The following is a 21,970-nucleotide window of genomic DNA, read 5'->3' as shown; positions in this document are numbered from 1 at the left end:
AATAGTGTCCTGGCTTTATGGTAAGTCAGGACACTACCCAATCCACTAAACTTCAGCAACCGTTTCGATTGCTGATATTGCCTCCGCCCACTTTTCTTTATCTGCCTCTGAAATGTAGCTCGCTTTAAAACTATTCAGGGCCAGTTTTTTCGCCTGCTCTTTAGTCATGCCCAGACTTTCGCTAAGGGCCAGATAATTTTTATTAACGTAACCGCCAAAGTAAGCGGGATCATCTGCATTAACAGTGACACACAGGCCGCGCTCGAGGAGTGACAAAATGGGGTGTTGGTTCATATTGTCGTACACACAGAGTGCGGTATTGGAGAGCGGGCAAACGGTCAGGGGGATATTTTCCGCTTTCAGGCGCTCAATTAGTGCTTCGTCCTCAACGCAGCGAACCCCATGGTCGATACGGCTCACGTCCAGAAGATCGAGAGCCTCTACGATATAATCGGCAGGCCCCTCTTCACCAGCGTGGGCAACTCTCTCAAGCCCTAGCTCTTTGGCCATAGCAAAAACTTTTTCAAATTTGCTGGGTGGATGACCCAGCTCAGAAGAGTCCAGCCCTACACCTTTTATTAAGTTGAGGTATGGTTTTGCCGCTTCCAAGGTGGCAATTGCTTCCTCTTCACTCAGGTGGCGTAAGAAGCACAAAATAAGGTGACTACTTATTCCCCACTCATTTCTTGCATCATCAAGAGCGCTGTTAATGCCCTTGATAACCACACCGATATCAATGCCCCTCTCTGTATGGGTTTGGGGGTCAAAGAAGATCTCTGTGTGGACAACATTGTCTTCACGACAGCGCTTGAGATAAGCCATGGTCAGGTCATAAAAATCCTGCTCATGGATCAGGACCGAAGCGCCTTGATAATAAATATCGAGGAACGACTGTAAATTATGAAATTTATAAGCAGCTTTAATTTCCTCAATACTGGAAAAGGGAATTTCAATATTGTTGCGCTTGCTCAACTCGAACATTAGCTCCGGTTCCAGTGAACCCTCGATATGGAGATGAAGCTCGGCTTTTGGCAGTGCTTTCAAAAAGTTCAAATCGGCAATGGACATAGAAATACCTTGTTGCGGGACTACCTGTGAACGTGAATGCGCCGGAGGCTATCCAACATTCCGACTCACAGAAACTGTCTGGGCTATAAAAGGGCGCTAATGGTATCAGGTTACGCCCTCTGAGAATAAAGCTGGCGGAGCTTATTTTACGGCTTATTCTGACTCGCCAGCCCTATTGTTTAGCAGCAGCCAGGTACATTGCCAAAAAATACACCGATCGGTTTACTTACTGCTATCCGTGTGTATACTGCACTGGGTAGTTTACATTTTGAGATTGATTAACTAATACTGAGGTGAGAGCAATGAGCAAGGTTGCCTTGATTACCGGGACTTCCACAGGGCTGGGGCAGAGTCTGGCGCTGCAAATGGCCAAGCAGGGGTTTAGGGTCTTTGCCACCATGAGAGATCTCTCCAAGGCCGACCAGCTGATAAATGCGGCTTCTCAGGGGGCGGCTCTCGAAGTGATGGAATTGGATGTAACAGATTCTGACAGTATTCAGAACTGCATAGATACCATTATCCGGGATGCTGGGCGTATCGATTTATTGATCAACAATGCTGGCGCTGGTTTTGTAAAGACCACGGAACACGCCAGCGAAGAAGAGATACGTTGGGTGACGGATGTGAACTACCTCGGTGTAGTTCGCTGCACTAAAGCAGTTTTACCCTATATGCGTGAAGCTCGTAGTGGACACGTTATCAATATTTCGTCAGTGGGTGGGCTAGTTGGGCAGCCGTTCAATGAGCTGTATTGTGCGGCAAAGTTTGCTGTTGAGGGTTATACAGAGGCCCTGGCAAGTTATATAACCCCTGCCTTTAATATTAATTTTACCGCTGTCGAGCCCGGTGGAATCCACTCAGAGTTTGCCAATAATGTGCTTTCGCAGTTGGAGCGGAGCCAGGGGTATCCCGAAGATGAATACCAGGGGGTCTTCAATCAGTATATTGGTGGTATGAGGTCGCGAAGCCCAGAGCAGACAGCTGAGATATACCAGACATCTGACCAAGTAGCCGACGTGGTTTTACAAGTGGTACAGGCTGAGGAGCCACCTATTCGGGTCAGAACATCCAAGTGGGCCAATGAACTTTGCAATTTTAAGAGCGGCTTGGATCAGGATGGCAAAAAACAGCAACGAATGGTAATCGAAAGCTTTTTACCTGAGTTTTAATCTTTTAACTTTACGAAGTTAGCACATAGGGCAAGTTACTAACTACCATGTGTGTCGCTTAGTATTATGGAGTGTGTTTACCAGGACAAGCCGGTGATGAAAGAGTCAAAAAGCTGATTCATGGCCGGCAATAGTATTATTGTCAGTAAAAGAATTTGGTTGCCTAGCTATGACCAAGTCAGCGCAGGCCATAAGTTGTAGTAACTGTTCAGTCAGGCGTTTGTGCTTGCCTGCAGGGCTGGTGCAGGCAGATATTGACCGGCTTGAACGGGTTACCCGCAAGAAAAAGGTAATTAAAGCGGGTGAAACCTTGTATCGAGCAGGTGACCCTTTCCAAAATCTCTATGCGATTCGCTCTGGAAGTGTCAAAACGGTAGTCATTGGTGCAGATGGGAATATCCAGGTAACACATTTCGCCCTTCCTGGTGAGCTGTTGGGGCTCGATGCTTATAGTAGTCGGGTTCACCCCAGTTATGCGGAGGCGCTGGAAGATAGCAGTGTGTGCTTGTTGCCATTTGACCAACTGGAAACCTTAGCTCAGGAAGTTCCAGCACTGCAGCAGCAAATCTATAGCATTTTTTCCGAAGAGTTGCGGCAGGAAAATGAAATCTTAATGTTGTTGGGAAAGCGTGCTGCTGATGCTCGCTTAGCGGCATTGTTGATTAATATTTCCAGTCGCTATGCATGTCGTGGTTACTCCCCCCGTGAATTTGTACTCTCTATGCCGAGAACGGACATCGCCAATTACTTGGGGTTAACAGCGGAGACGGTGAGCCGTTTATTTTCGCGTTTTCAGCGAGATGGACTGGTGAATGTTAGTGGTCGAATGGTTGAAATCCTTGACTTGTTGGCGTTGAGTGAATTGGCCGGAACCCATTGCGGCTACGACTGATATCGGTAAAGGTTTTTCACTTTTCCAATTGATTTTCTGGAACCTATCGCTTCTTTTTTATAGTGGCTATTGAGCACGCTGGCGCATAAAGCCTCCTAATTTTAATTTTTATTCCTTGTCTATTTCGGCAGTATCTGGGTCATTTTAGCCAGAATAGCTGCGAATACTGCCGTCTCAAAAGGGTACGATGGTTCTAATTTGGTGTCACTATTTTGGAAGTGTTTTCTTTTCTCCTTTGTTTAAGAGGGTTTGGCTGTATAGCCTGGATATTTGTAGCTCTTTTGCCTGGTATTTTTTGTATTTCACACCTCTAGCAAATATCCAATAAGCCATAGTAGCCTTTGTCACAGAGCGCTAGTGAGTAAGCCTCAAAAAAATAAGAAGTGAGAGGAAGGGAAGTATGCCTGTCAGAGAATTTGATCTAGTTAAGATTTTTGCAGCGGAAGGAACGCAGGTGGGAGATGCTCCCAACCTGGTAATTTCTGCTCACGGTGCAACAACCAAGCAAATTTTTTATCCCAAAGGGCACGGAGGGGATAACCTCTTTTTCTTTTCTCCCCATGGTTACTCTCTAAATGATCCAGGTATTGGTAGTGTCTTGAGTGGCAACGCGAAATATCATGAATGGATTGGTAAGGGAAAGGTTTGCCATAACTATACCCTGAGTAAATATCAGGGGTATCACGGGTCAACTACTGGCCAGATCTTAGGGCGTATTACCCGGCCTTTTATAAAAGGTGAGAGCTATGCTGATGTGCAAAAGGCTGTGGATAATGCCCATGAGCACAATGAGAGGGTGAATAATCTGGACCCTAATAATCCTATGCATCAACCATTTATTGATCAAGGGGTTAAGCCGGTAATGTCGGCGGATTTATTGACTATTCGCAATAGAGTAAAAATGGATAATCCCACTTTAGTGGATGTTCTAAACATTCTGCATAGAAATAATCTGCACTATGAAAATATCTACTGTTCTTTTTGTCGAAGCGAAGTAAGTTTTAGCAATATCCTTATTGGAACCCCATCCTGGGACTGCAAAATGCAGCATCCAACCACTTAATCGGTGTTTTTTAATTTCGTATTCAATTCTTAAGTAGAGAGAAGATGGTGCCCGTTAAGCTAAAAATGTGAATGCATTGTTATTATGGGTCACCATCTACCAATTTGTTACGGCTCACTTTTTTGAGCTTTGAGTTTGCCGGGTCTGCACTGCCTTCCTCAATCCCTCCTTATTTCTGTCATATTTATTTCACACCCCACTTATTTGACTAATGCTTAGTCCAAAAAATTTTCCTCTTCGTGACTAATGTCAAAAATCATGCAATAAAACTTGAGTGTGGATGATTGGTCATAGTAGGTTGTTGGCACGGTTGTTTTGTTTGGAGGGGTGACCCTCTTATTTCTGTACTCGACGTTAGATAGGTGTCATATGCCTGTTCGTGAATTGGATTTGGTCAAAATTTTTGCGCCGGAAGGTACCAATGTTGGGGATGCGCCGTCCCTGGTGATTTCTGCCCACGGTGCCGCAACCAAGCAGGTTTTTTATAATAAAGGTCACGGTGGCGATAACCTGCTTTTCTTTGCACCTCACGGTTACACGTTGGAAGACCCTGGTCTACAAGATGTTGTAGATGGGAAAGCAAAAGTTCATGAGCATATTGGTAAGGGTAAGATATGCCGTAACTATATGCTGAAAAAATTTCAGGGGTACCACGGCAGTACGGCCGGACAGATTTTTGGTCGCCTATCACGCCGATTTATTAATGATGGTGAGAGTTACGCCCAGATTCAGAGTGTTGTGGATGAAGCCCATAAACACAATGTGAAAGCTATTCGGAATCAGGCAAGACTGCAGCAATATGACTTAAATGATCCCTTTCAAAAGTCTCTGTATGACGCAAAGGTTGGTGCTTCTTTGTACACCACAAAGATGGAAGCTGACTTCTTGACGATTCGAAATAGACATAATCAAAAGAGTCCAACCCTGGCTGATGTGCTCAATATTCTGCATCGGAACAACTTACACTATGAGAACATTTACTGTTCTTTTTGCCGTAACGAGTTGAGCGTAGGTAATCTTATATTGGGAACGCCTTCCTGGGACAGTAAAAAGAGGAAGGTGAATACTTAGAAATAAGTAACTGAGTAATTTTCGGGCAAAAAAAGGGGGGCGTAAACGCCCCCTTAATCCACTACTTATCAGGAGTGTGTGGAGAAAGCTAATTCCTTTTCAGATTCCTTGTGACCAATACCCGTCTTCCTTGTTTCCTGTAGCCAATCCATGGCCTCTTGTTGCTGTTTGAAATAGCGGACTTCACCGCTAACAAACCAGCTCCCGACTTTTGTGGCTATTTGCTGCCACTCCTCATCCCCAAGTACAGCGACATGCGAGAATTCATTGCCGTGCTTTAAGGCCAGCTTGAACTCATCCCAGATCGCGTGCATCCCCCAGCCCTCGAAATCCCGGAGATCAATCAGTAATTGAACCTGAGGTTTTTTTACCCCTTCCAGAGCATATTCTAATAGTGGTGTTATATGCTCATAATCCTCATGGGTTAACTCACCAATTGCCTTTATGTAAAGGAAAAACTCATCGTTTATGCGTTCCATGCCAATGGATATGCCGTGGCGTTTAAACTGCATTAACATTTCCTCCTGCTGTTTTGGTGACCTAAGCTAATGCCTGAGCGGGCATTTGATGTTGTGTCAGATCTTCGTGCAGGGACTCGTAAATTTTTCTGGTTGCCCTGTCGAAATATCTGCAGCTTAATTCACTGACCTGTTTCTGAATATAAATCCAGTCGGTAGTCCCCAGGTACTGTTCGATCTGTGGGAAAATAGATTTATTTTCCAAGTCCATATGCTTGCGTTGCAGCTTCAGGTAGGTGTTGCAAGCTCCTTGCAGCACTCTCCGTTCAACGGTCGCATCATTGGCAATAGCGTAAAATAAATCGCACATGTGTTTTGTCGCTGCGGCTATATTTTCATGCTGCATTTGCGCTTCGTAAATTGATTCCCTGTCATGTACTGGCTTAGTCAACAGCCGAGAAAATATTAAGTCCTCAACTGGGTGGTGATATCTATCTGGGTACGCCGATAAATAATCCAAAGCATCAAGGATCAGTGACAAGGTGTTTGGATCGCGATCGCTGCAGCCAAAAAGATCCAGGAGTAATTGCTCAAAGGCGTTGAGCAACTCTTGCATATGTTTATGGTCACAGCACAGTTGTCGGTAGATGGCATTCATCCCAGACCTCCGCGATTTGTCGATGGGTCTATTGTTGCCATATGTACCAATCCAAAGTTGATTTGGATCAAGTGAGGGGGACTTAGTGGGACTCAAGGTGGAATTTACCGCTACCTACTCAGGGGAGGGCTGAGGTTATCAATAGGTATGAGGCTGACCATGCCGCTGAATTCCTTGGGCCAACTCTTATCTGTACTTCGTTGTATTTGACCACAAGATAAATTAAACCTATTTTCGAGTAGCCCTTTCTTCAGTTTTTTCCACAAGTACGCTCTTCTGTCGGACCTAGATAAGGGTGTGTCTGATCCTTCATATTTTAATAATTTCTAATGACGTGTTGTTGCACATTTAAGCATGCTGCGATGTTTCCCGTTGTTCAATAAATTTATTGGTGCTGAAGTCGTAGGTTGTCATCGAATTATTCCGCAGCGCTCTATTTATGTGTCACGACAAAGTTAATGCAACAGGATGGGAGTGTTAATGAAAATAGTTAAGGCTGGTATAGGTGTGCTGGCACTCGTTGTTTCAACGGGCGCAATTGCCGAGGGCGCCTACTGGGGGGGCGTGGCCGGAATAACAGATTTTGATTTCAAAGGGGTCGATAATCCTCTGAATTTGGGACTGCGAGCAGGTTATGTGCGGGCCTCGGGTTTTGGGGTGGAAGGTGAATATACCAGTTCACTATTAAGTGGTGAGACTGAGGCTTATGGTCGGAATGTGGATGTAGACATACGCACTCTTGCTACTTATGCGACTTACAGAACAGGGGGGGACTGGTACCTGAAAGGGCGCCTGGGCCTTCTCTATGAAGACGTTTCTGTTGGCAGCGAAAGTAGTGATGACTTGGGTGTCAGCTTAGGGGCTGGAATTGGTTATAGCCTGAATGAAATTTATCATCTGGAGCTTGAGTACACCGTATTAGAGAAGGATGTCAGTTATTGGTCAGGCGGGTTTAGCCTGAGATTTTAATTGCCCCTTTCCTAAGTTTGACTAAAGGTGACACCTCTTTTTAAAAGCTCCCAGATTACATGCTGACCTGTCTAAGTGAACACTTGTGCCAGTTGATTGTGCCCCTATAATCCCTGCCCTTTGATCAGACTTCGAGATTTAAGGGGAAGATGGTGGGCTTTAATCTCAAGGCAATGGCTGCATTTACCGCTCTGTTGTGTTCCGCTACCGCTTATGGGCAGGGTGCGTATATCGGTGGCGTCTTCGGTGTTTTGGATGTTGATGCCAGGGGGGAGAGTCCTTTAAATGGGGGGATTCGAGCCGGTTATACCTGGGGTTCTGGCTGGGGATTCGAGGCAGAAGTCACCGACTCTGTCATTGATGGTGAGTTCGACTACTACTGGTACGATTACAACTACTCCTTGGCAACACAAGCTGTTTATGCCACCTATCGCAGCCCGGGCAATATTTATCTGAAAGGTCGTATCGGCTACCTCCATGAGGAGTTGGAGATAGATAATTGGGAGAAAGAGTACTCGGATAACGGTGCATCTGCCGGGCTCGGGGCTGGTTTCAAACTGACCGACGAGGCGACCCTGGAACTGGATTACACCATCATTGAGTCAGATGTGGATTACTGGTCTGGCTCTGTGGTGTACAAATTCTGACCGTCTTTTTAAGGTGGACGGGTTGGTCCCGCCACGTCTCTGCATTTGCGCATTCATGCTGCCCTTGGTGTACAATGCGCGCCTTTCTAAAATGCCCAGAATGCATTGAGCAGTAGGGCCATCCCACGCTGGGAGCCTTTGGTCCTACTCATAAGTCTGGGCGCTGTGGTATCGAGTTTTACAAGCCTCTACTCAAGCCCGCTTTACCGAGGGAACACCATGTTTGATTCATCTGTCACTTTAGCTTCTTACGACCCGGAAATTTGGGAAGCCATCCAGGAGGAAGACTCTCGTCAGGAAGACCATATCGAGTTAATCGCCTCTGAGAACTACACCAGCCCAATGGTAATGGAAGCTCAGGGCAGCAGCCTGACTAACAAGTATGCCGAGGGCTATCCAGGCAAGCGTTATTACGGCGGTTGTGAGTACGTGGACAAAGTGGAAACCCTGGCCATTGAGCGCGCCAAGGAGCTGTTTGGTGCTGACTACGCGAATGTGCAGCCGCACTCTGGATCACAGGCTAATGCGGCTGTTTATCAGGCGCTCTGTGCCCCAGGTGACACTGTGCTGGGCATGAGTCTGGCCCACGGTGGCCACCTTACCCACGGTGCCCGCGTTAACTTTTCCGGCAAGATCTACAATGCAGTGCAGTACGGTCTGAACCCGGAAACTGGCGAAGTGGATTACGAGGAAGTTGAACGCCTGGCGCTTGAGCACAAGCCGAAGATGATCGTAGCTGGTTTCTCTGCCTATAGCCGAGTAATGGATTGGGCGCGTTTCCGCGAGATCGCTGACAAAGTGGGTGCTTACCTGTTTGTGGATATGGCTCACATTGCAGGCCTGGTTGCCGCAGGTGAGTATCCCTCCCCAATCTCCCACGCCGATGTTGTGACTTCTACTACTCACAAAACCCTGCGTGGCCCCCGCGGCGGTATCATCCTGGCGCGCGCCAACGAAGAAATTGAGAAGAAGCTCAACTCCGCCGTATTCCCCGGTGGTCAGGGTGGCCCGCTGATGCATGTGATCGCGGCGAAAGCGGTTTCTTTCAAAGAGGCCATGACCCCTGAATACAAGGCCTACCAGAAGAAGGTTGTGGAAAATGCCCGCGCAATGGCGGAGACCTTCCTCGATCGCGGTATCAACATTGTATCCGGTGGGACCGATGATCACCTGATGCTGGTTGACCTGATTGGCAAAGAGTACACCGGTAAGGATGCGGATGAAGCCCTGGGTAACGCTAACATCACCGTTAATAAGAACGCGGTACCCAACGATCCGCGCTCTCCTTTCATTACCAGCGGCCTGCGTGTTGGCACTCCGGCAATCACTACTCGCGGCTTTGGTGTAAAGGAAACCCAACAGCTCACTCACTGGATCTGCGACGTGCTGGATGCACTGGAGAAAGGTGATGTTGAAGCCACTATCGCCGATGTGAAGCAGAAGGTTCTGGGGATTTGCGCAGAGTTTCCTGTGTATAAAAAAGGTTGATCAGCACTGCTGACAAAAAAGCGGCTCATAGAGCCGCTTTTTTTATGTGTCCCTGTTGAATTTGCGATGCACTGTGGCTGTGCGTGCCGCGGTCACACAGTGCAACGGCTGTGGTAAACTGCGGCCCATTTTCCATTCCGGGGATAATCCCACATGCACTGTCCGTTCTGCAGCGCAGAAGAAACAAAAGTAGTCGATTCCCGATTGGTGGCTGAGGGCGACCAAGTACGCCGCCGGCGCGAGTGCCTGGAGTGCCACGAGAGGTTTACCACATTTGAAACTGCGGAGCTGCTGCTGCCGCGAGTGATCAAGCAAAACGGCCAGCGCGAGCCGTTTAATGAAGACAAGTTGCGCGCGGGTATTCAGCGCGCTGTGGAAAAGCGCCCGGTGAGTATTGAGCGGGTGGAGTCGGCGGTATCTCAAATAAAACACGCCCTGCAGGCGACCGGAGAACGGGAGTTGCCGGCGCGTGCTATTGGTGAATTGGTGATGGAGCAACTGCGTGAGCTGGACCAGGTGGCCTATGTGCGCTTTGCTTCTGTCTATCGCCGTTTTGAGGATGTCAGCGAGTTTAGAGAAGAGATTGAACGCCTGACCAGTAAGGGATCGAAGACAGAATGAGTCAAACGGTTGTACACAGTGCGGAAGCACTGATGGCCCGCGCTATTCAGTTGGCAGAGCGCGGTCTCTACACCACTATGCCGAATCCGCGAGTGGGCTGTGTGATTACTGACGGGGATGGCAATATTGTCGGTGAAGGCTGGCACAAGCGGGCCGGCGAACCCCACGCTGAGATCGAAGCCCTGAGTGATGCCGGCGACCTGGCTCAGGGGGCTACGGTTTATGTCACTCTTGAGCCCTGCAGCCATACCGGCCGCACAGGTCCCTGTGCCGAGGCGCTGGTAAAGGCCGGCGTGGCCCGGGTTATTTACGGAATGCAGGACCCGAATCCGAATGTCAGCGGTGCCGGATTGCAAATATTGCGCGATGCTGGGATCGAAGTGGAAGGCCCCATCTTGGAAGAGAGGTGTCGCGCTCTAAACCCTGGCTTTATCAAGCGTATGACCCTGGGACTGCCCCTGGTGCGAAGCAAATCCGCCATGAGCCTGGATGGGCGCACCGCTATGGCCAGTGGGGAGTCAAAGTGGGTATCGGGCCCAGCGGCTCGCGCCGATGTACAGCGCCTGCGCGCTCGCAGTTGTGCGGTGATCACCGGGGTTGAGACGGTGCGCTTCGACAATCCCAATCTCAATGTGCGCGCCGATGAAATGGCACTGGAAATGCTGGCCGCAGAGCGAGCCGCCGAAGTGCAGCCGCTGCGGGTAATTGTTGACAGTCAGCTGCGCACCCCAGCGAGAGCCTTTATTTTGCAGGGGGATGCCCCCACATTGGTGTGCACGACAGAGCGCGCGGAGGCCGAGCGCCGCGAGCGTATTGAGAAAACGGGTGCGGAAGTCGTGGTTTTACCCCACGACAAAGAGGGCCGCGTAGACCTGCTCGCCCTGCTCAAGGAGTTGGCGCGACGCCAGTGCAATGAAGTTTTGGTAGAGAGCGGTGCGACCCTCTCTGGTGAATTCCTCTATCGTGGCCATGTCGACGAAATAATTGTTTATATGGCGCCAAAACTGCTGGGTAGCACCGGGCGGCCGCTGTTTGAACTGCCTATCGAGCGTATGGGCTCGATGCTGCCGATTACGATTACCGATATGCGCGCAGTTGGTCACGACTGGCGCATTACTGCAACAACCGATATCGAGCGCTGATGTTTACCGGAATTATTGAAGCCTTAGGCGAGATCGCAGAGTTAAAACCCCAGGGTGGCGACCTGCGTGTGCGTGTGCGCAGCGGTAAGCTGGATCTGGGTGATGTGCAACTGGGGGACAGTATCGCCACCAATGGTGTTTGTCTCACGGTTGTGGACCTGCCCGGTGATGGTTACTGGGCGGATGTCTCTGCGGAAACCCTGGATGTGACAACGGTGGGCCGCTGGAAAAAAGGCGATCGGGTCAATCTGGAAAAAGCACTGACACCCCAGACCCGCCTGGGTGGACACATTGTCAGCGGCCATGTGGATGGTATTGGCGAGGTGGTATGGCGCAAGTCCGAGGCTCGCGCCGAGCGATTCCGCCTGCGCGCACCGGAAAATCTGGCTCGCTATATTGCCCATAAAGGGTCTATCACCGTCGATGGCACCAGCCTCACGGTCAATGCCGTGGATGGGGCTGAGTTTGAACTCACCATAGTGCCACACACGTTGCAGGAAACGATTATGGCCGGCTATACCGCCGGTACTCGGGTCAACCTGGAAGTGGACCTGATTGCGCGCTACTTGGAGCGGCTACTCCTCGGTGATGAGGCAGCCAAGCCTAGTGGTGGGGGTATGACCCTCGAATTTTTGGCCCAGAACGGGTTTTACAAGCGCTAAAGATGGGCCGTGCACCACGGCGAAAACAGCAGCGATAGCCGCTCTATTTGCAATTGATAAATTTATCCAGAGTTAACCATGGAACTAAATACGGTTGAAGAACTGATCGACGATATCCGCCAGGGCAAAATGGTAATCCTGATGGATGATGAAGATCGCGAGAACGAGGGCGACCTGGTGATGGCTGCGGAGCAGATTCGCGCTGAAGACATCAACTTTATGGCCACTCATGCCCGTGGCCTGATTTGTATGCCCATGTCCAAAGAGCGCTGTGAGCAATTGGACCTGCCGCTGATGTCGCGGGACAACGGAGCCCAGTTCAGCACCAACTTCACCGTATCCATTGAGGCGGCAGAGGGTGTCACCACCGGTATTTCCGCCGCCGATCGCGCGCGTACGGTTCGCGCCGCTGTGGCCAGAAATGCCAAGCCCAGCGATATTGTACAGCCCGGCCATATCTTCCCCATTATGGCCCAGCCCGGCGGTGTATTAAGCCGCGCAGGCCACACCGAAGCCGGTTGCGACCTGGCCCGCCTGGCGGGTTTTGAGGCGGCTGCGGTGATTGTTGAGATCATGAATGAAGACGGCACCATGTCCCGCCGCCCGGACCTGGAAAAGTTCGCGAAAGAGCACAACCTGAAGATCGGCACTATCGCCGACCTGATTACCTATCGCGCCCTGAATGAGAAAACCGTTGAGTGCGTTAATGAGCGCAAGGTGCGCACCGAGTTCGGTGAGTTCAAGCTGCGCACTTATCTCGATAAGGCCCGCCGCGAGCGCCACTTTGCCTTTGTTAAAGGCGACCCCACCCCAGAAGAGCCGACCCTGGTTCGTGTGCATGTGGGAAATACTCTGCGCGATGTGCTTACGATTCAGCGCGGCGATGAAAAATTCACCCCGTGGACCTTCCGTCGCGCGATGCAGCGTATTGAAGAAGAGGGCAAGGGTGTTGTGGTACTGATCTGCCACAACGAAACCACCGAAGAAATCGAAGAGAGTATTGATTGGCTGATCAGCGGCAAGCAACAGCGCCCCAGCCAGGATCTGGTGTACAAGCAGGTAGGTACCGGTTCGCAAATTCTGCGGGATCTCAAGGTGCGCAAAATGCGCCTGATGAGCGCACCGTTCAAGTTCAGTGCTATTTCCGGGTTTGACCTGGAGGTAGAGGAATACCTGAACGTAGAGGCGCCGCAACCCTAATAAAAGAGTAACAATACTGAAGCGCCGCTACTGTCCTGATAGCGGCGGCGATGGACAAGAAATACGGATTGAAAATTATGAGCAATATTCAAGTGATCGAAGGGGACTTTGTCGGCAGTACGGGCAAATACGCACTGTTGGTGAGCCGCTGGAACAGCTTTGTGGTTGAAAGCCTAAAGGATGGTGCACTGGACACCCTGCGCCGCAAGGGTATCAAGGATGAAGATATCACTATCTACTACGCCCCGGGCGCATTCGAATTTCCCCTGGCGGCACAGAAGCTGGCTGAGACTAAAAAGTTTGACGCCATTATTGCCCTGGGCGCGGTTATCCGTGGTGGCACCCCCCACTTTGAGTATGTGGCTGGCGAGTGCACCAAAGGCCTGGCTCAGGTATCCATGAATACTGGTATTCCCGTCACCTTTGGCGTGCTGACTGTGGACTCCATTGAGCAGGCTATCGAGCGCTCAGGCACCAAGGCTGGCAACAAAGGTTGTGAAGCTGCCGAAACCGCCCTGGAAATGGTTTCCCTACTCGGCAAGATTTAATTGCCGGCGCGCCGGCACAAAAGGTGTGCCGGTGCAGCCCATTCTGTGAAGTATCTACCGGAAAAGACAATGACCGTAACTGCATCCGCCCGCCGTAAGGCACGTCACTACGCCATGCAGGCGCTCTATCAGTGGCAGATGGCCGGCGCCAGCCTCAATTCCATTGAGGCCGAGTTTCACGCCGATAATGATATGAGCAAAACCGACGTGGAATATTTTCGCGATATTTTCCACGGCGTAGCGAAAAACCTCGATGAGGTAGAGGGCGCTTACACGTCGCACCTGGATCGCAAAGTGGAAGACCTGGACCCTGTATCCCGCGCGCTGTTGCGCATGGCCACTTACGAGCTGAAAAACCGTATCGATGTACCTTACAAGGTTGTCATTAATGAGGCGGTGGCCCTGGCGAAAAAATTTGGTCCCACCGATGCCTTCAAGTTTATCAACGGCATTTTGGATAAGACCGCTGCGGACCTGCGCTCGGCAGAGGTAGCCGCAGACAAGAAGGGCTGAGCCAGCAATTATGTCTAAAGCGCCGGGGGAGTTTGAGATCATCCGCGATTACTTCGCCCGCGCTCCCCAGGGCGAAGGTGTAGCCCTGGGGATTGGCGATGACTGCGCGCTATTGCAAGCACCTGTCAGCGGGCAGTTGGCCACTTCTATGGACACCCTGGTAGCAGGCCGTCACTTCCCCGCAGGTGCTGACCCATTCATGGTTGCGTGCCGTGCACTGCGTGTGAATATCAGTGATCTGGCGGCAATGAATGCCCGCCCCCTCTGGTTTACCCTTGCCCTGACCTTACCCGATAGCGACTCCGTTTGGCTGGAGAAATTCGCCAGTGGCCTGCTGGAAACTGCTGGCAAGTTTGGGGTTTCCCTTGTGGGTGGCGACACTACCGCTGGCCCCTTGTCCATTACGATTCAGGTGATCGGCCATACCGAAAAGCCCCTCCGGCGGGACGGCGCTTCTGTCGGCGACAATATTTATGTGAGCGGCCCACTGGGCGCTGCCGCAGCAGCCCTGCCCGTTATTTTGGCAGAGCGGAATGTGACTGAGTCAGTGCGGCGGGAGGCGGAGCAGGCTTTCTATTTTCCCGAGCCGCAATTAGAAACCGCCAGCGCGATTGCAGGCATTGCTACCAGTGCGTTGGATATTTCCGACGGATTATTGGGGGATCTGGGCCATATCTGCAAAGCGAGCGGTGTGGCAGCAGAAATAAACCTGGAATCTCTGCCCATAGCACCCCTGGCCAATCGATTGGCAGCTGATACCGCCGTAGAGCTGGCGGCCTGTGGAGGGGATGACTATCAGCTCTGTTTTACTGCACCGGCAGCCGCTGTTGATCAAGTTCGTCAGCTGGGTTTCACACCCATAGGGAAACTCGTTGAGGGGGAGCCGCAGGTACGCTGCTCCTATCACGGGAACCCCTGGGTTGCTCAATCGCCAGGCTATAGGCACTTTTAAGTCATTGTGTAGACCATAGTGCCTTTGTGAGAATTCAATAACATGAGCATTAACAACCCGACATTTTCCCAGCTGTTGCGCGATCCCACCCTACTGTTGGCATTTGGGTTCGGCTCCGGGCTGGCACCCAAAGCGCCGGGTACGTTTGGTACCCTGGCAGCGATTCCTTTTTGGTGGTTGATGAAGGATTTGCCTCCATTCTGGTATCTGGCCATTGTGTTTGTTACTGGTGTGGTAGGTTGCTATCTATGTGGTGCAGCTGCTAAGAAAATGGGAGTTCACGATCACGGCGGTATTGTTTGGGATGAAATGGTGGGCTACTGGCTCACCATGTTTATGGCTCCTGCAGGTTGGGCTTGGGCACTGTACGGCTTTGTCCTCTTCCGGATATTTGATATTGCCAAGCCCCCGCCCATTGGTTGGGCTGATCGCAAGGTGCAAGGTGGCGTTGGAATTATGCTCGACGATATACTGGCCGCCGTTTACGCGTCACTGGTGCTGCAATTAACCGCATGGGTACTGGGTGTCTAGGTTGGATAGGGAAGATCAATGCGCAGCTATTTTGCATTTGTAGTTAGCTTTTTATTTGCACTGAATGTCAATGCTCAGCAGGTGCAGCTAAAAGGTCTGTTTGGCGATAGCGCCATGCTGGAGATTGATGGCCGCCAGAAAATCCTTAAGGCGGGACAAAAATCCCCAGAGGGCGTCACCCTGTTGGAAGCGACTACTCGTTATGCACGGATCAGTGTTGCTGGGCAGGAGCAAAAGCTGACCTTGGCAGCTCCTATCGCAACCAGTTTTGCCAAGGCGGCAAAAGCTGAAGTACGGCTTTCCGCTGATAGCCGGGGTCATTACATGACGGATGCCTGGGTTAATGGTTTGAGAGTGCCGATGATGGTGGATACCGGTGCTACCAGCATTGCCTTCAATTATCCCACCGCTCGCCGTCTCGGTTTGAATTTGGATACTGCACAAGAAATACGGGTTTCCACTGCCAATGGAGTTACCAGGGCTTACAAAGTGAGCTTGAACAGTGTAACCATTGGCGGAATCAAGCTTCACAATGTTGATGCGACTGTACACTCCGATGATTTTCCCAGCGTAGTGCTTCTCGGCAATAGTTTTCTCAGTCGGGTTGATATGGAACAGCAGGGCGGCGTGCTGCTACTGCGCGCTCGACACTGATTTAAAGAGGTATTAAGTTGACCATTCGTTTTGTGGAATCCTCAAAATTGCCCACCTCTTGGGGTATGTTTGAGATGCACGGTTTCGAGGAAGTGGAAACCGGAAAAGAGCACGTGGTACTCACCATGGGTGACTTCGATACCGAAGAGCCTCTGTTGGCCCGTATTCATTCTGAGTGCCTGACCGGAGATGCACTTTTCTCCCTGCGCTGTGATTGTGGTGCCCAGCTACAACATGCGATGCATCGCATAGCGATGGAGGGGCGTGGAGCTATTTTCTATCTCCGCCAGGAGGGCCGAGGTATCGGTCTGTTAAATAAGATTCGCGCTTACCACTTGCAGGATTGTGGTGCGGATACGGTGGAAGCCAATGAGCAGTTGGGCTTTGGCGCCGATATGCGGGATTACTCGATTCTGAAAGCAATGATCGAACACCTGGGTATCCATGCCATTCGCTTGATGACCAATAACCCGCGCAAAGTTAAAGCGCTGGAGGACTTGGGCATCAATGTGACTGAGCGCCTGCCGCACCAGTCCGGACGCAATCCCCACAATGCCAAGTATTTGTCCACCAAAAAAGGCAAACTTGGTCACTTGATCGAAAATGAGGATGAAGAAGGAAAAGAGGAAAACTAACTTTCACTTTTCTTGAAGCACCCCAATAAAAAAGGCCGGAGTTATCCGGCCTTTTTTATTTTGTAGAAATTAATTAAAACTGGGTTCGAATATTTTAATTTCGCTATTAAACTTTTCAGAAGCTTTTAATTCTTAAAGACCTTGCCCCCTTTCATCACAAAATCCACATCTAAAAGTTCATCGATATTATCCAGTGGCGAGCCATCGGTGGCGATAATATCGGCGTACTTACCGGACTCAATGGTGCCCAGTGAATCGCTCATATCGATCAGGTCGGCGGCGTTAACGGTAGCGGATTGCAGGATGGCCATATTGTCCATACCGGCTTCACTCATCAGTACCGCCTCGCGGGCATTGATGCCGTGCTTGGATACACCTGAGTCGGTACCGAAAGCAATTTTTACTCCGGCATTGACCGCTTTACGGAAATTGCCGCGCATGTCTGTGCCAACACGAATGGCTTTTTCCTTCTGAGCCTCAGATAAGACATCGGTATTTTTTGCCAGCTGTACCACAGTATCGCCGGCGAGAAGTGTCGGAACCAGATAAGCGCCGGTTTCTTTAAATAACTTATGGGCGCGGGGACCTGCGTAGGTGCCGTGCTCAATACTGTCTACACCAGCCTCGAGTGCGGCGATAATGCCTTCTTCCTGATGCGCATGACTGGCCACCTTGCGGCCCATACGTTTGGCTGCAAGGACCACCTCTTTTAACTCATCCATTTCCATCTGCTGACCAGTTCCGGTAGCGCGATCGGTGAGCACACCACCGGTAGAGGTAATCTTGATAAAGTCAGCACCATATTTGATCGCATGGCGGGTCGCGCGTCGGCACTCGTAGGGGCCGTCGCATACAGTTTTGGTCTTGTCATCATGCAGCTCCATTAGCTCTGGACTGACCCCGCTGATATCTGCGTGGCCACCAGTTATTCCCACCCTGCCGGCTGCAACAATTCGCGGGCCATCTACCCAACCTTTATTGATCGCATCGCGCATCGCATACATTTCTTCACCACTGTTACCAGCATCGCGCACAGTGGTAAAACCAGACTCCAGGGTTCGCATGGCAAACATTTGCGAGCGCATCTGGGTCAGCGGCATGGACATCTTGAGAGCCTCGGTATCATTTTTAGGGCCCAGCTCACCTTGTAAATGCACGTGCATATCCATTAAGCCCGGCATTACGAAACTATTCTTAAGATCAATGACTTCAGCGTTATCCGGGCTTACATAACCGGATCTGACAGCACTGATCTTGCCGTCCTCGATAATTACACTTTGCTCTTGCAAAGGTTTCTCACCGGGAACGGCGAGGAGTGTGCCTGCATGGATAACAGTAGTTTTTGCCAGTGTCGCGGATGAGAGAAGAGTTGCGATGCCGCAGAGAAGGAGACGCTTCATGATTTGTACACCTATTTATTATTTAGGTACACGCTAAATCAATCTGCGGAATATGACAATTGCGAGCTGATTACTTGGTGAGAGCCGGGAAATTAGTTTCTAAAAAATGAAAAAAAGGCCGGAAAATCCGGCCTTTTAAAATTTATAAAGAATTAATATCTACGGCGTGGCTGCACAAATACTGTGGTAGTTCGGCCGGGCAGAGTAAAGGTGCCGCTGCTCCTATCAAATTTTACTTTGTGCAGGCGTGAGTCTACTGATCGGCGCTGACGTGGGTGCTTGAATAGGTACTCACCAATAAGGTTTTCGCTGGTAAATTCCAATGATTCGTCATCGCCATTAAATAGCACCACAATACGTTCAAAGCGGCGATCGATGTTGCCATTGGAATCGGATAACTCCATCACAATCAGCCCAGGAATCTGGTCGGGTCCGGTGTTGAGGAAATTAAGGTGTGCCTCTACGGACTCTGCATCAGACAAGCGGAACAGGGGAGAGCTGTTGCGAATCGCCAGTTGCTCGCGGAATAGAGCAGAACTCCACAAGCGGTGCCGGCGCTCGGGAGCCAGTTCCGGGTTTGCCAGTAAAGGTTGCATCAGGGACCAGTTATCTTCGTTTTTATCTGCGATAGGTAAACCCGCACCCCAATTATCGGTGGCGAGGCTGAAGTCCAGTGCATTAAACCAGTCACCGGAGTTGTAACTGTCGCGATCCATCGACTTTGAGCGCAGGAAATCCTGGCCTGCGTGGATAAACGGCACTCCCTGGGCGAACAGAACCAGGGAATTACTGAATGCCTGGATACGCACTCGTTCAGCCAAGTCGGCGCTGTCGCTGGCTTTGATCTGTACTCCGTCGAACAACGTCTCGTTGTCGTGGGCGGCAATATAATTAATGGATTCCTGCGGGTCGGCAGTATAGCCGGTGGGCTGGCCGTTATAGACCAGCTCGCTGCCGGTAATGATATTGCCGTTGGCATCTTCAAAAGGATAATCCGCCAGGTTGCCGGCGAGGGAAACGCGGACTTTATCTGCCAGGGTAAGCAGTGTGGCACGCTCATCTTCTCCCTCAAACTTACCGTTGCTGTCGGTGAACAGACCGGTACCAAAGCCCTGCTCCTCAAAGCCTCCGAAGGGGTTGCCACCACGCACGGAATCGCGCAGGCGATCGTTAAAGGTGCCGATACCGCTGCCGGCCATATTGCCCTGGCGGGCCTGTACAAAGCGAGCATCGTCAGCCACCTCGCCAAAATTCCAGCCCTCGCCGTACAGATAGATAGCGCTGCCATCGACACCATCGGCTGCCGGGGTCAGTGATTGCAGTGCCGCTTGCGCTTTGAGGATATTGTCGAGGCTGTGATGTCCCATCAGATCGAAACGGAAGCTGTCCACCTTATAGGCCCGGGCCCAGGTGACCAGGGAATCGATCATCAGCTTTTCCATCATGGCGTGCTCACTGGCGGTATTGGCGCAGCAGCTGCTCATTTCCACACCGCCTTCCAGATTGCGGCGGTGATAATAGCCGGGGACGATTTTATCGAGTACGGAGTTGTCGTATTGGCCATAGGAGCTGGTGTGGTTGTAAACCACGTCCATCACCAGTCGCAGGCCGGAGTGAGATAACCCTTGCACCATTTGACGGAATTCGCGAATGCGCGCAGGTCCATCGGGAGCGCTGCTATAGCTGCCTTCGGGGACCGTGTAGTGCAATGGATCGTAGCCCCAGTTAAAGCCATCGGTATCGCGAATCGCATCTACCTGGGCCTGCTGCTCGCTGCTGTCCGATGCGTAGTCTGAGAGGTCCGGGGTTTGCTGCTGCTGCGTGCGATCCTCATTGACTGTGGCAAAGTCAAAGGCCGGCAGCAGGTGGATATGGGTGAGGCCGGCGCGGGCCAGTTTATTGAGGTGGCGCATGCCGTCGCTGTGCTTGCGGGTGAGAGCCTTGAAGGTGCCGCGCTCTGCTTCGGGGACAGTTTGATCCGCAATACTGAAATCGCGTACGTGCAGCTCGTAGACACTGATATCTTCTGGCTGGGTTAACTTGGGCTTGCGCAGGCGGTCCCAACCGCGCGGCATCAGGTCCCGGTCATTCAGGTTAATGATCTGGCTTTTGCCGCTATTGATGGAGAGACTCAGGGAGTAGGGGTCGGTGACCAGGTTGGTTTCAATCTGACGGCTGAAGTAGGAATACACCTCGACCTCATAGAGGTAAAAGCTGCGGTCCCACTGCTTGTCGATATCGGCACTCCAAACCCCGGTAGATTCATCGCGCAGCATGGATACCACCTGATCGGCGCTATCGCTGCTGGAGTCTGTAAACAGGTGCAGCTTTACTGCCCGTGCGGTGGGAGCCCAAAGATCGAGCTGGATATTCTCCTCGCCGACACGGGCACCGAGTTCACCGTCGTAGTAGAAGCGATCATCGAGCGCGCCTGCCATCTGCACACCAGTCGCATCCAGTAACGTGCCCTCCGCATCGTAAGCGGCGAGGGCGAGTTGCTGGGTGACCAGATCACCAGTGGAAGCCTGCCCCGGCAATTGCCAGGCACTGAAACTGGCCAGGTGCGGGAATTTTTGTTGGGCGCTGTCGGGCAGGGTGGCGAGAGGGGTGAGATCGATGGTGCCATCGGAACGGATATCACCGTCCTCCAGTTTTAGCTCGGCGGTGTTGCTGTAGTGCAATTTAACCTTGGTGCCTTCCTGCACCTGGATATCCCAGGCAAAGCTGCTGCTATCCACCCAGTGAGCTTTATCGCTGCTCAGGTCACCCTTGGCGAAGCCATCACTGCTGACGGTGACTTCTTTACTATTCGAGTCAAAAGCAAAGTAGATTTCATCGTAATCGGCAGCCACGGTAAAGCTGACGTTGGCTCCATTGTTGCCGTAGCTCTCCTCCCAGCCTTCGTGCAGGGCTACCTTGAATTCATAGGAGCCGGCAGGAAGCGCTGAGGTGATAAAGGTGTAGGTGCTATCTCCATCGGCATCCTGCATCCAGCTGCGCAGGCAACCGGGTTGCCAGTCTCCCGGGCACCCCAGCAGGGATTGGAAGTTGCCGGCTACAGTGGCGACCACGCTATTGTGGTTGTCGGTGATCCAGTGACTCTCGTGGTCGTAGATAAATTTAACTTCGCGCGCCTCATCCAGGCTAAGGGGAATATTACCGCCGTCCCGCTGGCCGCCCCAGCCATAATTTTCATCCCAGCTGTTGTTGAGAGCGGCTTTGTACTCCCAGTTGCCGGCGGGTATCCAAAAGTTGCCTTGCCATTTGTCGTCTTCGCTGTCATAGCTGAGCAGGGTGGCGACACAACCTGGTTGCCAGTCGCCATCGCAGCCCAGTTGGCTTTGTAGGTTGCCGGGAATATTGACCTCTGTGGGGTCTGGTGTGTCAGATGCCCACACCGGTATTTGGATGGAGCAGAAGACTGCCCCCAGAATCAGCCCGGCCTTTGTGCCGGGCCCTGTGAATTTTGTTGTTGGCATAGCGCTTCCCATTTTTTTTGTACTTGTTGCGGTTCTCTCAGTTGGTATTGAATCGTAGTCACGCATTGACGGCCTCCCACCCCGAGGAGGTGGAGGTCTGGGGGAGGTGGTTGGGGGTGTCATAAAACCTTTATAAATTCGTCACTTGGT

At 51.3% G+C, this 21,970-nt stretch carries 22 protein-coding genes; 17 read left to right on the top strand and 5 right to left on the bottom strand.

What is annotated here, in order from left to right:
* Positions 1-45: 45 nt before the first annotated feature.
* Positions 46-1,068, bottom strand: coding sequence for an adenosine deaminase (locus ACG1BZ_RS20275; RefSeq protein ID WP_413663394.1), 1,023 nt, complete (start codon positions 1,066-1,068; stop codon positions 46-48).
* Between the two features lie 302 nt (positions 1,069-1,370).
* On the opposite strand from ACG1BZ_RS20275, the gene ACG1BZ_RS20270 reads away from it, so the two are divergent.
* The 4 genes from ACG1BZ_RS20270 (at position 1,371) to ACG1BZ_RS20255 (ending at position 5,263) form a co-directional block, all read left to right on the top strand.
* The gene (locus tag ACG1BZ_RS20270; RefSeq protein ID WP_413663393.1) at positions 1,371-2,237 is read left to right on the top strand and encodes an SDR family oxidoreductase; all 867 of its coding nucleotides are present in this window, start codon (positions 1,371-1,373) and stop codon (positions 2,235-2,237) included.
* Positions 2,238-2,463: 226 nt separating this feature from the next.
* Positions 2,464-3,129 carry a fumarate/nitrate reduction transcriptional regulator Fnr gene (gene fnr, locus ACG1BZ_RS20265; protein ID WP_413663392.1) on the top strand — a complete coding sequence of 222 codons (666 nt, stop codon included), beginning with the start codon at positions 2,464-2,466 and terminating at the stop codon, positions 3,127-3,129.
* A 400-nt stretch (positions 3,130-3,529) separates the two neighbouring features.
* Positions 3,530-4,192: a putative adhesin gene (locus ACG1BZ_RS20260; RefSeq protein ID WP_413663391.1), complete on the top strand. Its 663-nt coding sequence runs from the start codon at positions 3,530-3,532 to the stop codon at positions 4,190-4,192.
* 369 nt (positions 4,193-4,561) lie between these two features.
* Positions 4,562-5,263 carry a putative adhesin gene (locus ACG1BZ_RS20255; RefSeq protein ID WP_413663390.1) on the top strand — a complete coding sequence of 234 codons (702 nt, stop codon included), beginning with the start codon at positions 4,562-4,564 and terminating at the stop codon, positions 5,261-5,263.
* A gap of 68 nt (positions 5,264-5,331) precedes the next feature.
* Here ACG1BZ_RS20255 and ACG1BZ_RS20250 read toward each other — a convergent pair whose 3' ends face one another.
* Both ACG1BZ_RS20250 and ACG1BZ_RS20245 read right to left on the bottom strand, forming a co-directional pair.
* Entirely contained in the window at positions 5,332-5,775 is a 444-nt protein-coding gene (locus ACG1BZ_RS20250) for an STAS/SEC14 domain-containing protein (RefSeq protein WP_282931190.1), read from the bottom strand.
* A 28-nt stretch (positions 5,776-5,803) separates the two neighbouring features.
* A complete protein-coding gene (locus ACG1BZ_RS20245; protein ID WP_413663389.1) occupies positions 5,804-6,379 on the bottom strand; it encodes a hemerythrin domain-containing protein in 576 nt (191 codons plus the stop codon).
* 480 nt (positions 6,380-6,859) lie between these two features.
* Here ACG1BZ_RS20245 and ACG1BZ_RS20240 point away from each other — a divergent pair, with 480 nt between their 5' ends.
* The 13 genes from ACG1BZ_RS20240 (at position 6,860) to ribA (ending at position 16,941) form a co-directional block, all read left to right on the top strand.
* A complete protein-coding gene (locus ACG1BZ_RS20240; protein ID WP_413663388.1) occupies positions 6,860-7,348 on the top strand; it encodes an outer membrane beta-barrel protein in 489 nt (162 codons plus the stop codon).
* Between the two features lie 149 nt (positions 7,349-7,497).
* A complete protein-coding gene (locus tag ACG1BZ_RS20235; RefSeq protein ID WP_413663387.1) occupies positions 7,498-7,995 on the top strand; it encodes a porin family protein in 498 nt (165 codons plus the stop codon).
* 219 nt (positions 7,996-8,214) lie between these two features.
* The gene (gene glyA / locus ACG1BZ_RS20230; RefSeq protein ID WP_108734578.1) at positions 8,215-9,483 is read left to right on the top strand and encodes a serine hydroxymethyltransferase; all 1,269 of its coding nucleotides are present in this window, start codon (positions 8,215-8,217) and stop codon (positions 9,481-9,483) included.
* Between the two features lie 153 nt (positions 9,484-9,636).
* Positions 9,637-10,104: a transcriptional regulator NrdR gene (gene nrdR / locus ACG1BZ_RS20225; protein WP_108734577.1), complete on the top strand. Its 468-nt coding sequence runs from the start codon at positions 9,637-9,639 to the stop codon at positions 10,102-10,104.
* The gene (gene ribD, locus ACG1BZ_RS20220) at positions 10,101-11,246 is read left to right on the top strand and encodes a bifunctional diaminohydroxyphosphoribosylaminopyrimidine deaminase/5-amino-6-(5-phosphoribosylamino)uracil reductase RibD (protein ID WP_413663386.1); all 1,146 of its coding nucleotides are present in this window, start codon (positions 10,101-10,103) and stop codon (positions 11,244-11,246) included. Before nrdR ends, ribD begins: the two co-directional genes overlap by 4 nt.
* Positions 11,246-11,908, top strand: a complete 663-nt coding sequence (locus ACG1BZ_RS20215) for a riboflavin synthase (RefSeq protein WP_108734575.1) — start codon at positions 11,246-11,248, stop codon at positions 11,906-11,908. Before ribD ends, ACG1BZ_RS20215 begins: the two co-directional genes overlap by 1 nt.
* Before the next feature lie 78 nt (positions 11,909-11,986).
* Complete coding sequence (ribBA, locus tag ACG1BZ_RS20210) at positions 11,987-13,108, top strand: bifunctional 3,4-dihydroxy-2-butanone-4-phosphate synthase/GTP cyclohydrolase II (RefSeq protein WP_413663385.1); 1,122 nt, start codon at positions 11,987-11,989, stop codon at positions 13,106-13,108.
* Between the two features lie 77 nt (positions 13,109-13,185).
* Complete coding sequence (gene ribE, locus ACG1BZ_RS20205; protein ID WP_108735355.1) at positions 13,186-13,656, top strand: 6,7-dimethyl-8-ribityllumazine synthase; 471 nt, start codon at positions 13,186-13,188, stop codon at positions 13,654-13,656.
* Between the two features lie 69 nt (positions 13,657-13,725).
* Positions 13,726-14,169 carry a transcription antitermination factor NusB gene (nusB, locus tag ACG1BZ_RS20200; protein WP_282931196.1) on the top strand — a complete coding sequence of 148 codons (444 nt, stop codon included), beginning with the start codon at positions 13,726-13,728 and terminating at the stop codon, positions 14,167-14,169.
* A gap of 10 nt (positions 14,170-14,179) precedes the next feature.
* Complete coding sequence (gene thiL, locus ACG1BZ_RS20195) at positions 14,180-15,121, top strand: thiamine-phosphate kinase (protein ID WP_413663384.1); 942 nt, start codon at positions 14,180-14,182, stop codon at positions 15,119-15,121.
* Between the two features lie 42 nt (positions 15,122-15,163).
* Positions 15,164-15,652: a phosphatidylglycerophosphatase A gene (locus ACG1BZ_RS20190; protein WP_413663383.1), complete on the top strand. Its 489-nt coding sequence runs from the start codon at positions 15,164-15,166 to the stop codon at positions 15,650-15,652.
* An 18-nt stretch (positions 15,653-15,670) separates the two neighbouring features.
* A complete protein-coding gene (locus ACG1BZ_RS20185; RefSeq protein WP_413663382.1) occupies positions 15,671-16,306 on the top strand; it encodes a TIGR02281 family clan AA aspartic protease in 636 nt (211 codons plus the stop codon).
* 17 nt (positions 16,307-16,323) lie between these two features.
* Positions 16,324-16,941 (top strand): GTP cyclohydrolase II, encoded by a 618-nt coding sequence (gene ribA / locus ACG1BZ_RS20180; RefSeq protein ID WP_108734569.1) that lies wholly within the window; start codon positions 16,324-16,326, stop codon positions 16,939-16,941.
* Between the two features lie 125 nt (positions 16,942-17,066).
* Here ribA and ACG1BZ_RS20175 read toward each other — a convergent pair whose 3' ends face one another.
* Both ACG1BZ_RS20175 and pulA read right to left on the bottom strand, forming a co-directional pair.
* On the bottom strand, positions 17,067-18,341 hold the full coding sequence (locus tag ACG1BZ_RS20175) for an amidohydrolase family protein (protein WP_413663381.1): 1,275 nt from the start codon (positions 18,339-18,341) through the stop codon (positions 17,067-17,069).
* Between the two features lie 152 nt (positions 18,342-18,493).
* Positions 18,494-21,820, bottom strand: coding sequence for a pullulanase-type alpha-1,6-glucosidase (gene pulA, locus ACG1BZ_RS20170; RefSeq protein ID WP_413663380.1), 3,327 nt, complete (start codon positions 21,818-21,820; stop codon positions 18,494-18,496).
* Positions 21,821-21,970 lie beyond the last annotated feature (150 nt).

Source organism: Microbulbifer sp. CNSA002 (assembly GCF_047324085.1).
In the GTDB taxonomy this organism is placed as follows: Bacteria; Pseudomonadota; Gammaproteobacteria; order Pseudomonadales; family Cellvibrionaceae; genus Microbulbifer.
Note: the sequence above shows the minus strand (reverse complement) of the source record. Positions and strands in the feature narration are given on the sequence as shown.